At 40.1% G+C, this 12652-nt stretch carries 10 protein-coding genes and 3 pseudogenes; 5 read left to right on the top strand and 8 right to left on the bottom strand.

Annotated elements, in window-relative coordinates; translation table 11 throughout:
* Positions 1-1036: SdrD B-like domain-containing protein (locus ACP6PM_RS04600; protein WP_426582275.1), on the bottom strand; the 1036-nt coding region annotated here is incomplete at its 3' end.
* Positions 1037-1439: 403 nt separating this feature from the next.
* A pseudogene (locus ACP6PM_RS04605) lies at positions 1440-1529 on the bottom strand (PEP-CTERM sorting domain-containing protein); the annotation flags it as partial.
* A 25-nt stretch (positions 1530-1554) separates the two neighbouring features.
* Here ACP6PM_RS04605 and ACP6PM_RS04610 point away from each other — a divergent pair.
* The gene (locus ACP6PM_RS04610; RefSeq protein WP_426582446.1) at positions 1555-1680 is read left to right on the top strand and encodes a hypothetical protein; all 126 of its coding nucleotides are present in this window, start codon (positions 1555-1557) and stop codon (positions 1678-1680) included.
* 1340 nt (positions 1681-3020) lie between these two features.
* Here the strand turns inward: ACP6PM_RS04610 and ACP6PM_RS04615 are convergent.
* Positions 3021-4217: a phosphoglycerate kinase gene (locus ACP6PM_RS04615; RefSeq protein ID WP_426582276.1), complete on the bottom strand. Its 1197-nt coding sequence runs from the start codon at positions 4215-4217 to the stop codon at positions 3021-3023.
* 132 nt (positions 4218-4349) lie between these two features.
* On the opposite strand from ACP6PM_RS04615, the gene ACP6PM_RS04620 reads away from it, so the two are divergent.
* Positions 4350-4760 carry a universal stress protein gene (locus tag ACP6PM_RS04620; RefSeq protein WP_426582278.1) on the top strand — a complete coding sequence of 137 codons (411 nt, stop codon included), beginning with the start codon at positions 4350-4352 and terminating at the stop codon, positions 4758-4760.
* 486 nt (positions 4761-5246) lie between these two features.
* Here ACP6PM_RS04620 and iscB read toward each other — a convergent pair.
* Positions 5247-6224: pseudogene (iscB, locus tag ACP6PM_RS04625) on the bottom strand (RNA-guided endonuclease IscB); the annotation flags it as partial.
* Between the two features lie 78 nt (positions 6225-6302).
* On the opposite strand from iscB, the gene ACP6PM_RS04630 reads away from it, so the two are divergent.
* Positions 6303-7505 (top strand): RNA-guided endonuclease InsQ/TnpB family protein, encoded by a 1203-nt coding sequence (locus ACP6PM_RS04630; protein WP_426582279.1) that lies wholly within the window; start codon positions 6303-6305, stop codon positions 7503-7505.
* Here the strand turns inward: ACP6PM_RS04630 and ACP6PM_RS04635 are convergent.
* The 4 genes and pseudogenes from ACP6PM_RS04635 to ACP6PM_RS04650 all read right to left on the bottom strand — a co-directional run bounded on the left by ACP6PM_RS04635 (position 7476) and on the right by ACP6PM_RS04650 (position 10891).
* Positions 7476-7868: an RRXRR domain-containing protein gene (locus ACP6PM_RS04635; protein WP_426582281.1), complete on the bottom strand. Its 393-nt coding sequence runs from the start codon at positions 7866-7868 to the stop codon at positions 7476-7478. The two genes, ACP6PM_RS04630 and ACP6PM_RS04635, sit on opposite strands and share 30 nt — an antisense overlap.
* A 212-nt stretch (positions 7869-8080) precedes the next feature.
* A complete protein-coding gene (gene bicA / locus ACP6PM_RS04640; protein WP_426582283.1) occupies positions 8081-9784 on the bottom strand; it encodes a bicarbonate transporter BicA in 1704 nt (567 codons plus the stop codon).
* 74 nt (positions 9785-9858) lie between these two features.
* Positions 9859-10410, bottom strand: a pseudogene (locus tag ACP6PM_RS04645) (RNA-guided endonuclease TnpB family protein); the annotation flags it as partial.
* On the bottom strand, positions 10403-10891 hold the full coding sequence (locus ACP6PM_RS04650; protein WP_426582285.1) for an RNA-guided endonuclease InsQ/TnpB family protein: 489 nt from the start codon (positions 10889-10891) through the stop codon (positions 10403-10405). The gene ACP6PM_RS04650 and the pseudogene ACP6PM_RS04645, both read right to left, overlap by 8 nt.
* Before the next feature lie 313 nt (positions 10892-11204).
* Here ACP6PM_RS04650 and ACP6PM_RS04655 point away from each other — a divergent pair, with 313 nt between their 5' ends.
* Both ACP6PM_RS04655 and ylqF read left to right on the top strand, forming a co-directional pair.
* The gene (locus ACP6PM_RS04655) at positions 11205-11366 is read left to right on the top strand and encodes a hypothetical protein (RefSeq protein ID WP_426582287.1); all 162 of its coding nucleotides are present in this window, start codon (positions 11205-11207) and stop codon (positions 11364-11366) included.
* Positions 11367-11402: 36 nt separating this feature from the next.
* Positions 11403-12257: a ribosome biogenesis GTPase YlqF gene (gene ylqF / locus ACP6PM_RS04660; RefSeq protein WP_426582289.1), complete on the top strand. Its 855-nt coding sequence runs from the start codon at positions 11403-11405 to the stop codon at positions 12255-12257.
* Positions 12258-12652: the final 395 nt, after the last annotated feature.

Genomic DNA, 12652 nt, shown 5'->3' on the forward strand with positions numbered 1-12652 from the left:
CACCATCATCTGGAGTACCATTTCCATTTTCATCTAGGAATATTGTGTCACCGATGCTGGCTTTCTTGAAGAAACCTGCATCAATTGTGGGGTCATATTCACCAGGTTCGAGAGTCACTACATCAGAAATAGGACCATCAGAATTTTTGGCATCATCACTGCCTTGATTTGCTGGACTAGCCATGTCAAAATCATCAGGAGTTTCAAACTGGACTTTGTAATCGCCAGCAATAACAGTAAATTCATAATGACCGTTATGATCGGTGGTAGTGGTGTCTACTATTTCACCATCTTCAATAACACCATCACCATCAACATCAGCCAGTAAATTTACTGTAGCTCCGGCAATTCCTTCTTCACCATTGTCTTGAATACCGTTTGCATTATTGTCTTCAAATACAAAGTCCCCTAGCTTGGAAAGCTCAACTTCAGAAATGACTATTTGAGCATCGGGATTGAGTACACCATCATCAATTTGATCTGGTGCCAAAATTACGGCCATTTTTTGCCCAAATTCAGGCACAAAAGCATCTGCCTCCGGGGTGTTAGCATCTGCTAGAATTGCATCAACGCGGTCCTGACTCCATAAATTCCCCTGACTATTTGTAAGAAATTGATTAGATTGCTCATCATCTAACAGCTCCCAGATTGCCCGCTGAATATCAGCAAATGTGACTTGACCCAAGTCTCCTAAATCTGTACCTGCCCAGTCCTGATTAATAATGTAGTTAACTTTGTTGAAATTTTCAGGGTGTTCGATGAATCCTGGGCCGATTAGTTCTGACGGCAGTTCTTCATAGGTGGAAAAGACCTTGGCACTATATGTCGGTCCGTCTGTATTTATGCCTAAGTCTGGCAAGTCAAAACTAGGGTCAATATCTCTATCAGTATCAATACACCATCCATCTCGCACGCCACCTAAGATCGGATCGTCAAGAATCTCGATGTTGAAGAAACTGTTTCCTTGATCGTAAATAGCTTTAAATTCTACTGCATCCGGTAATGCAGCACTTAATGATAAAATAGTTTCAGACATAGCTTAATAATTGTTCTATTGCAGTGAATATGTCAGAACTTACGCATGAGATACGAAAAAATAGGTTTGAGACTCCTTCCATATCAGTCGCAATTACGAAAATACCTTGTAACGCGTAAGTCCTATATGTTTTTCGGGAACTTTAGTAAAGAAGAAGTTTCCTTGCTGATGAAGCTGATTATCTTATACCAGTTTTCATTAATCTTAGGATACAGAGATTTTTTGCTTAAAAGCAGAAGTTAAAGTAATGAAAACAAGTATAAAGTAGGAATTTTTTTGACGAAAAACCTGGGATAGTTTTAGTAATAACTCTGATGTAATAAAGACCTTGCCAATATCTAAAATTCAGAACGTATGATTTTTTTTGGCAAAGTCTTTAACTGTAGAAAGTCGAAACAGTATATTACTTTGAAGCCTTGTAGGAATCTACCATCTTCTTCGCAGCCATAACACCGCCAACGGATAATAGACCCAGTATAGTAGTCGGCTCAGGTACTTTCTCAGGCTCAGGGTCAGGGGTGCAAAGGCTCGCAGCAGCAGCCGCTGGAGAACAAGTTGGTACTGCTGCAGCAGGTAGAGAGACAGAAGCAATAACAGCGATAGTAGCAGCAGCAACAGATAAAGTATTTTTTAACATAATTTGAGAGAACTCCATAAGATTTGTTTTGCTTGATGTCATCATCCTATTCTATTTTTCTAGGAGACTGCAAGAGGAAAATCTGTTTTTCCTCATATCTTTATCGAATCTTCACCAATTTTCTACTTCCTCTTTATTAAATCTTTATAAAAGTCTCTAGGATAACTCTTCTACCAAATCCGGTTTCATACACATATTGTCTTCAAGAAAAAGCAGAAGATACGAGGCAGGAAGGTTTTCCAGCTTGAAGCTATCAATTTTCAAAGGGGGTATCTAAACCGTATTTGGTGGTATTAAAGTATAATTATGTAGTAGATATCTCCATAAAATCAACTAGTCTCTCTAAAAATCTCTTGCTTGTTACCTTCTGGAGCTATTGCCTGTTGCCTACTCCTGCAAGAAATCTATCTCTTTCAGGACTTATATCATGTCCGGTAGCATCGGTATTGTAAGGTAAGGAAGAAGGAAGAAGGAAGAAGGAAGAAGGAAGAAGGAAGAAAGAAGAAGAAAAAAAGGTTTAAAAGCTGGAAAAAACTTAAATTTCCTGTAGATATTCACCCTAGCTTTTACACAAACGATACCAGCGGACATGATATTACGCATTTTAAGGAGACGTCAGGCTTTGAGATTGCTTCCTATCCTCGCAATGAGATTAATGGCCTAGGTTTTGCCTAATATCATGTTCGGTTGAATACTTATAGCAAAAAGCAGAAGGCATCCCCCCTAACCCCCGCGTGAAAGCTATCCCTGATAAGGAACTCCTGAAACCCTGTGGGAGGGTGGGGATAGGGGAAGAGGGGGAAGAGGGGGGAGAGGGGGAAGAGGGGGAAGTAAGAATCTTGTCTGCATTTCTCAAAAAAATATCTAATATCAAATCCGGTTAAACACTCATAGATTGGTTAAGTCAAAAGGAGTCAGGAGCCAGAATTCAGAATTCAGGAGGAGAGAGAATCACTTTGACGAGCGTAGTTATGACGATTGGAGAATTTTTTTATGTCCAATCAGACGGGTTTGATATAATTCAATACACTTTTGTCTTTTGTGAGAAAAAAGCCTTTCAAAGGACTTATACATAACTTCTCTCTTTTGTCAAGTTTTATGTTAAGAAAGATGTTTATAAAGCATAGCTTTGAAAGGGGGGAGGCAGAAGGAAAAATCTTGCTTTGTCTAGGTTTTAGGCTTTTGATGCGTCCTAACTTTTGCTTCGACTGCTATATCTTAATTCATAGTTTGATTCACCAACGCCAAAAATTAATATCTTTCATCATATTTATCAAGATCGAGTGCTTCTCTATATTGAATTGATCGAGCAAAACAGAGAAGCACCCAAAACTTACTTAAGTCAAGTTATGCTTCATCTAAAGCTACAATACCAGGTAACTCTTTACCTTCTAACAATTCCAAACTAGCACCACCACCAGTAGAAATATGACTCATTTTTTCACCTAAATTCAACTGCTCTACCGCAGCAACAGAGTCACCACCACCAATAATAGTAATAGAATCCTGCTTCTCCGCAAGAGTCCGGGCGATCGCCTCAGTACCCTTAGCAAATTTTTCCATTTCAAACACACCCATCGGACCGTTCCAAATTACAGTTTTGCAGTCAGCTAAAGCATCTTGGAAAACCTTTGCCGAGTCAGGACCAATATCCAAACCCATCCAACCATCAGGAATAGCTTCAACACTAACAGTTTGAGTATTCGCTTCTGGGTCAAACTTATCAGCTACAACCACATCAGTAGGTAATAACATCTCTACACCTTTCTCTTTTGCTTTAGCTTCTAGAGATTTTGCCAATTCCAACTTATCGTCTTCAACCAAAGATTTACCTACACTCAAACCACGAGCTTTGTAGAAAGTGAAAATCATACCGCCACCCAAGAGCAACTTATCGCACTTATCCAATAAAGCATCAATCACACCAATCTTACTAGAAACCTTAGAACCACCAATAATAGCAGCCAAAGGTTTTTGAGGATTGTCAATAGCTCCTTGGAGGAATTTTAGTTCCTTTTCAATTAAATAACCACCCACAGAAGGACTCAAATATTTAGTCACACCCTCAGTCGAAGCATGAGCACGGTGAGCAGTTCCAAAAGCATCATTCACATATACATCTGCCACAGAAGCAAGTTGCTTGGCAAACTCTGGGTCATTTCCTTCCTCTCCAGGGTAGAAGCGAACATTCTCCAGCAAAACTACATCACCATTTTGCATCGCTGCCACAGTAGAAGTTACTGCCTCACCAACACAGTCGTCACACTTTTTAACTTCCTTACCCAATACTTCAGAGAGTCTTTCTCCCACAAGAGTCAGACGCATATCCTCATTGACTTTTCCCTTCGGACGTCCAAAATGGCTAGTCAAGATAACTTTTGCACCTTTGCCAATTAAATCTTGAATTGTAGGAAGAGCTGCCCGAATCCTAGTATCATCTGTAATACTACCATTGTCAACAGGCACATTAAAGTCTGCCCGCATGAGTACCTTTTTACCAGATAAGTCAGATGCCGATAAATTTGCTACAGTTTTTTTTGTCACAGGATTAATCTCCTAAGTATTTGTTTTATCAATGTCCATTAATGGGGGTATGGCCCATTAATGGATAAATTAGATTACCCAATTCGTTCACGATAAACATATTATCGGAGTCCGTGCCCCAAATATACTTCTATGTTTAAAACAGTTCTATTTCCTGTAGACCGTAGCCGAGAAGCTCGCGAAGCTGCGGAAAAAGTGATTAACATTGTCAAGACATATCAAGCTCGCCTCGTAGTAATTTCAGTGCGAGAAGTAGTTTCAGAAGGCCAGGAAGCTTTCCACCCAGAAATGACTTCTGAGCAAACAGTTACCCAACTTTTAGAGGAAGCTAAGGCTCTATTTGCCGAGCAGGGTATTGAAGCTGAAACGATCCAAAGGGAAGGCCATCCGGCTTTTACTATTTGTGATGTGGCAGATGAGATTGAAGCTGATTTAATTGTGATTGGCTGCCGAGGTACTGGTTTGAGTGAGGAAGGAGCTACTGATAGTGTCAGTAACCGGATAATTAATTTGTCTCCTTGTCCAATTTTGGTAGTGCCTTAGATTAGGGTTTTGGGGTGTAGGGGAATTTGGGATTTGGCAAACATAGAAAAGGTCATGATTTAGGATTTTTTTAGAGATTAGCTTCCTGGTATCCGTTTTGTGAACAAAAACTAGCGGGTCTGCTAATAGCTAAAAATTTGACAAATTGTTTTTCTCTGTTCCATTCTTTACCTTTCTTCTTGCCACCCTAACCCCCCAAAAAAACAAAGAACAATCTCAACTTCCAGGCAAATATTCAGCGTAATATCACCCAGCCATAAGTAATGGCCAACACGATCGCAGTCAGGGGTAGACTAAAATGCAAGCCAAAAAGGACAGCTAACAATCAAAAGCGACGGATGCTTCTACATTAAAAATAGGAGAGGAAATTACAGTTATGGATCATTTTTTGTGTCTTTTTTCAGAAATTTTCTTCCCTGTTGCCTACTTCTGCAAAAAGTCTATTCTTTTTCGGAATAGGGCAATTCCCCTAAAATATCCAATCGATTAAACATAAGCGTAGCCATCCTTTTTGTGAATAGGTTGACAATATTTGTGGCTAATTCCTTGTACTAAACCATTCTTGGTTTTGATGTTGAAACTGCCTGTAGTGCGTACAGCAACTCTCCCTACATAGACACCTTGTTTCTTACCTTTAGTCACAATAGCTTTGACGATATCCCCTGTTTGATATCCTTTAATAAACTTGAACCTGGGGACATAACGAACTGGAAATCCATGCTTGTCTGTACGACACATCTGGCGTGAGCCATGTCCTGTGGCGGTGACAATTAAAGGTTTTTTCACTTCCTTGATAATTAGCAGATCGGGAGTAGAAGTACCTACACAAGCTGCATCTAACCAATGAGTCTTAGGCAGATTTTGACTACACCTATTAAATTTTGTTAACCCACCACTACCCACTTCTACAGGTAGTCCAGTTAACTTTAATTCGTTGTACAACTTCCACCGAGTTGCATTTACGGCTGCTGCATCAGCGAGTGGTTTCTTAGCTTGAGATAAAATCCGTTTGAGAACATTGGGCTTTCCAGATAAGAACTGTTCAATTTCTTGATTAGACTTAGCCTGATTGCAGCTTTGACAGGCAATAGCTAAATTAGAAACTCTATCAGAGCCACCTTTAGATAATGGCTGAATATGCTCTATTTCTAACTGGGTATCCGTCACACCACAATAAGCACATTGATGATGCCATTTTTCGAGTAGATATTCCCGAATTTCGTAACCAAAAAGTGTACCTTGCTGATACTCAACACCTGAAATTTCGGGGTTTTCTAATTTCTGGGTGTCGAACTTAACTAACTCTTGAGATATACCTGTAATTGGACAGAATCTAGTTAGCTTCTTAACCCATGTCAAGATATTTTGTACTCTTGACATTAAACTAGGGGGTAGCCACCCTTTCGACTTTTTTCTATTCAGGAATCTTGGCTGACCGAAAAAATGGGTCTCAAGCCTCGCCCTTCTAGGGCGACTTTATTATTGCGGGTTGATTTTTTTTCAATAAATATATTATAATTTTGCTAGTTTGAAGTTCAAGTCATGAAAGCTAGATTTAAGTACCGTATATATCCAACGCCGGGACAAAAATACCGATTAGCCAAGCTATTTGGCTGTGTTCGTGTTGTTTGGAATGATAGTCTAGCTTGTTGCCAACAGAAGTATAAATCGGGAGAAAATAAGCCCACTAATTCAGAACTACAAAAGCTTTTTATTACTCAAGCCAAAAAGACTGAAGATAGAGAGTGGTTATCGGAAGTTTCTAATATACCATTGCAGCAATCTTTAAATGATTTAAACCAAGCTTATCAAAACTTTTTTAAGTCAACCAAAGGTAAGAGAAAAGGTAAACCTGTTAAACCTCCTAAATTTAAAAGTAGAAAGTCAAAGCAAACTGCGAGGTTTACAAAGGGAGGATTTAAAGTTGGTCAATACAAAGTTTATTTAGCCAAAATTGGAAAGCTGAAAGTTGTATGGTCAAGAGAATTACCTACTGCTCCATCATCAGTAACAGTAATCAAAGATTCAGCCCATAGATACTTCTTAAGTTTTGTAGTAGAAATACAACCAGAAATCTTACCTAAAACTGATAATTCAGTAGGCATAGATTTAGGCATTAAAACCTTTGCTACATTTAGTGATGGTACAAAGGTTTATGCTCCTAAACCACTTAAGAAACGAATTAAGAAGTATATAAAGTTAAGTAAGTCATTATCTCATAAAACTAAAGGATCTAAAAGGTATGAAAAAGCCAGGGTTAGAGTGGCTAAGTTCCATGCCAAATTGAAAGATACAAGGACAGATTTTCTACATAAATTATCTACTGAAATAATTCGTGAAAACCAAACAGTTGTTTTAGAAGATTTAAACGTTTCTGGAATGGTTAAAAACCGTAAACTATCCAGAGCAATTTCTGATTTAGGTTGGAGACAATTCCGGACATTCTTAGAAGGAAAAGCAGAAAAATATGGTCGTGATTTTAGAGTAATTAGTCGTTGGGAGCCAACGTCTCAAATTTGCTCAAATTGTGGCTTTAAAGGTGGGAAGCTAGACCTGAAGGTGCGAGAATGGGAGTGCCTAAACTGTGGTGCAAAACATGATAGAGACGAGAATGCAGCAATAAATATATTAGTCGCGGGCGGGCAGTCCGAGACAAAAAACGGACGTGGAGGCAAGCGTAAGACTACTGCAAAAGTAGCAGCAGCCTGTGAGACGTCAACCCGCCGAGGAGCTTCGGTTCGGTAGGAATCTCCGCGCCTTTAGGCCGGAGAGGATGTCAAGATAACGAGTTTGGCGATTTCTGCGGGAACGTCTTATAGTTCTGCGTTTGGTTAAACTATCTCGTATTTGAAACCCTCTGTGAGTGAGTTCAGCTCCCCAGATTACTCTGTTACTTTGAACAATTGCTAAACCAGTTATTTTTGCTCCTGGGTCTATTTTTAGTTGATAGTTGTGAGTGACTGCTTCAGTTACCTCCTCAGTCAAAATGATTGTGAAAGGGTATCGACGTAGGACTTTAGCCCGGCCAGTTGAGAGTAAAATTCTAGCTCTGGCAGGCTTACAGGGGTCTAAAGGTTGTCGGTTTTTGTTAAGTACAAATACACGCATAATTGGTGTGTTCTCCTATTGCTAGGGTAAAGTTCGCTTCGACAATGTTTTAATCGCTTGGATGGTTAGCCACACTTTCTTAACCCTCTATAAATGTTTAATGACTAACGGTAGAGCTACGGACTAGCGACGCATCCAGAGGTACCATGACGATCAAAACGTAGGAAAGTTAATTCCTGAGTCTGGTCAACTAGAGCTTAAAAAAGCCCACGCTATATTCCTTGAGAATTAGCGCTGGGTTGTTGACAGCTAGAGCTTTGTTTTTGCTTCACTATTTGTAAACCTTCCTTAAGTGCAGTCAGGCGATCGCCCATCCAGTAATTTTCTGCAATTAAGCCAGCAATTCCCAGATTTTCTAACCGACGTTTGACCTTTCCAGTTGCTCCAACCATAATTATATCTCGTCCAGCATCTATCGCCTCTTGAATGGCATTTTCAATCGCCAAAGAAGAAGTTACCCCCAGAATTGGGACTTCACTCAAATCTACAATCAATACATCATAATTACTAATGGCACTATGTTCTCTGGAAATCGCTTTGGCTACTCCAAAAATCATTGGCCCGCTCAAATGAAACAGCAAAACTCGGCCATTTGCCAATTCCAAAATTTGCTTTTCTTCGTCAGTCATTACGATTTTATCGTCCGCGTCAGTAATAGCTTTTACAGACTGAGATTGCATTTCTTCAAGACGTTCAATGGTTAAAATATTCGCGATAAAAACTCCCACCGCAACCGCCACCATTAAATCCACAAATACCGTGAGGAGCACCACACTATAAACAATTCCGGCAGCCTTCCAAGAAATTTTGTGAACCCGTTTGAGGAAACCCCAATCAATAATATCAATTCCCACCTTTAAGACAATTCCTGCTAATACAGCTAGAGGAATTCCGGAAGTTAAAGGTGCTGCCCATAACACGACAATTAACAGTGCTAAAGCGCGACTAATGCCAGCTAAAGCGGTGCGTCCCCCCGCTTGGATACTAACTACAGTTGCTGTTGTGGCTCCAGAACCAGCAATTCCACCACATAAACCTGTAATTAAATTAGCCACCCCTTGACTGATTAATTCCTTATTCGATTTATGTTCAGTTCTGGTCAAACTATCTGACACCAAACAAGTTAATAGACAATCAATAGAACCCACCATACCCAAAACCATGGCATTCACAAACATTAACCGTAAATTTTCAGCGGTAAATGTAGGCATTTGCAGTTGTGGCAAACCGGGGGTAATTTCTCCAATTGTAGCAATCGTCCGAATTTCAATGTTTCCAAAGAAAATTAAAGAAATTGCCGTACCAATTACTAAAGCTATTAGTTGGGGAGGGACTAACTTTTTTAATTTGGCGGGACAAAAGAACAAAATTCCTAGAGTAATTAATCCTAACAAAGTTTCCAATGGATTAATATTGGCAATCAAATTAGGGAAAGCCTTTATCACGCCAATTACTCCACCAGAGGGGGTTTCTTGACCGATAAACGGCGCAATTTGCAAAAAAATCAAAATCACGCCAATTCCTGTCATAAAACCAGAAATGACGTTATATGGAAGCATCGTAATATACTTCCCCAATCGCAGGAGTCCAAATAGGATTTGAAAGATACCCGCCATCATCACGACGGTAAAGGCCATTGCTAGACCACTTTCGGGATTTACGGCCATTAATTCGGCGATAACAGCGGTGACAATGACCGTCATTGGTCCAGTGGGTTCAGATATCAGACTAGGAGTGCCACCAAATAAAGCGGCAAAAAATCCGACTAAAATTGCTCCCCACAACCCCGCAGCAGCACCTGCTCCAGAAGCAATTCCGAAAGCTAGTGCCATGGGTAAGGCCACGACTGCAGCAGTCAAGCCACCAAAAATATCTCCTTTTAGATTTCGGAAATGAATCGTATTGGTAATTTGCATCAAAGATTTCCCTAAATTACAAGTAAGATGCTACATCTGAAATAATGCAAATTTGACATCCTCCCGACGCTGCTCTACGAGACAGCGCGGGATTCCCTAACATTACTGCTAGGGTCTTTCTGTTGCCTCTTGCAGAGGAGCTGCGCTAACATAGCACCCGCCTTCCGGGATTTACTCCCTTCAGGTCTTACGGTCGCTCCTAAAGACTTGCCAGCGCGGTCTTGGGGGTCTCCCCCATGAGCGACTGGCGCTGACACTGCGAGTCCCGCAGCCTTCTTGGTGGGCGTTCCCTTGCGTCTATCGCCGACGCGGGTTCCCATCCGCAAAATGTTGATTGAAGCATTGATATCCCGGTCATGGTGAATACCGCATTCTGGACAATCCCACTCTCTGATACTTAGAGGCAATCTTTCCACTACATGACCACAATTAGAACAACGCTTAGAACTAGGAAAGTATCGGTCAACCTTGATTAATTCCCGTCCATACCATTTAGCTTTATAATCTAATTGCCTGACTATTTCTCCCCAATTAGCATCACTTATTGCCCTAGCTAATTTGTGATTTTTAACCATGTTTTTTACTGCTAAATCCTCAACCACAATAGTTTGATTTTCTCTAAAAAGTCACATAATAACCATCAGCTTTACGACTAATCGTCACCGTTTTAATTATAAACCCTTCTGGTATTGGACGATGCTGAATTAACTTTACCTTTCCTATTTTAGGCAAATTAATTTGATTGTCTTCAATGCAGTCAAGTTTTATTTGAGGATAAGTAAAACTGCGATAACGTCCTTTTCCCTTAAACCTTGGTTCCCCTAATTTATGTCCATTTTTGTCTGCTTTAAACCATCTATCAAAGGCAACTTTTACCCGTTTTATGCAATCTTGTAACACCTGAGAATGAATTAGCTTGTAGTCAGGAAACTTGTCTTTGGTATTGACAAAATCTCGTTTTTGAGAGTAATAGTTTGGATTATCTCTTAGTTGAGGAATTGGCATCACCAAGGGGCAAGCATTAACCGGACAGCGATTTTCTTCCCACCACGAGAACCGCTCGCCTAACCTATAGTTGTACTGCCGACGCAACAATTCGAACCACAATAGAATTGTGGCTATTTGATATTAGTTGGGCCTTAATTTATATTGGTAGGCAGTGCGCATGGTGGAAAATTTCCGTGGTTATAGCAAGATAATAATACAAGTTTTTCAACCAGGGAAAAAGTTTCTGCTGGGATATTGGCAAATTGAATCGGCATTGAACCCATTCAATTTGCTGCCGATTCATCTCACACCAAATCTGCATATTATGGCGTGAGGCTTCTCGGCGATTCAGCTAAATTTATTTGACCAAAAAATAAGGTCAATAGTCTCCCCTTTCAAGGGGATGAAAAAAAATCGGTGGTGGTGCATAGTAATGGTAAAGGAAGCAACGGGAGTGTGGGGAGATGGGGAGATAGGGAGATGGGGAGATGGGGAGAAATTAAAAAATATATATCCTCACCATTACCATGCAGGACTACCAAAAAATCAAGTTCAATATTTCAAACCTCTGACTTTAGGCAGAGAGAGGTACTGATAACCGATAACCGATAACCGATAACTGATAACTGAAATGACTATACAATGGTATCCGGGCCATATTGCGAAGGCCGAACGAAATCTTAAGGAACAACTGAAACGGGTTGATGTGGTTCTGGAAGTTAGAGATGCTCGTATCCCGCTGACTACTAATCATCCCCAGGTGTCTGAGTGGGTGGGTAATAAGGGGCGAGTATTGGTATTGAATCGCATGGATATGATTTCCTCAGATGTGATGAAGATGTGGCAGGAATGGTTTGAAGCTCAGGGACAAGTGCCTTATTTTACTAATGCTAAGTTGGGTGATGGGGTGAAGGGTGTGGCCAAGGCAGCACGGGAAGCTGGTCGTGCTGTTAATCAAAGAAGGCGCGATCGCGGGATGTTACCTCGGCCTGTGCGTGCTGTTGTAATTGGTTTTCCTAATGTTGGTAAATCTGCTCTAATTAATAGACTGTTGAAGAGGAAGGTTGTTGAGAGTGCGAGGCGTGCTGGTGTGACTAAGCAATTAAGATGGGTACGCATTTCTGATGAGATTGAATTGTTAGATGCTCCTGGTGTAATTCCTAGTAGGATTAAAAATCCAGAAGATGCGATTAAGTTGGCTATTTGTGAGGATATTGGGGATGCTGCTTATGATAATCAATTAATAGCTGCAAATTTGATTGATTTATTAATGTTTCTAGAGGCTGATAGTAATGGTTTTGTTTCTGCCTCTTGTTTGGAATCTCGTTATGGATTAAAAGTTAATAATTATACAGGTGAAAGTTATTTACACGAGGTAGCAGATCGGATTCATCAAGGAGATATTGAGCGTACTTCTAGACGAATTTTGGATGATTTTCGCAAGGGTTTATTAGGACAAATACCTTTGGAATTACCACTAATTTAATTCAATAAGTAGTTAGTATTTAGGGTTTGCTGAAGTAGATTTGATTAATTAAGATTGTTCTGAGGCTTAATTCCTGAATAGGGCGATCGCCTCAGAACAAAAGAATTTAGTTGAATAAAAAGTCATGCGTATGGGCGAACAACTCCAGATAGTTTTTATGATATCAGAATTTTTGTGAGGATGCAACCAAAAATCATTTGACGCGCCGATTTTTTTCAGGAGCTTCAGAGAATGAACATGTTTCTGGTTTTCTACTGAGGAGCGATGGATGAAAAGATTTAATTAGAAAAAAACAACCATATAGTTTGTAGGAGCTTCACAAGATGAAAATATTTCTGGCATTGTTCTGAGGCTTAATTCCTGAATAGGGCGATCGCCTCAGAACAAAAGAATTT

The organism is Dapis brunnea BLCC-M229, from assembly GCF_050015995.1.
GTDB lineage: Bacteria > Cyanobacteriota > Cyanobacteriia > Cyanobacteriales > Microcoleaceae > Trichodesmium.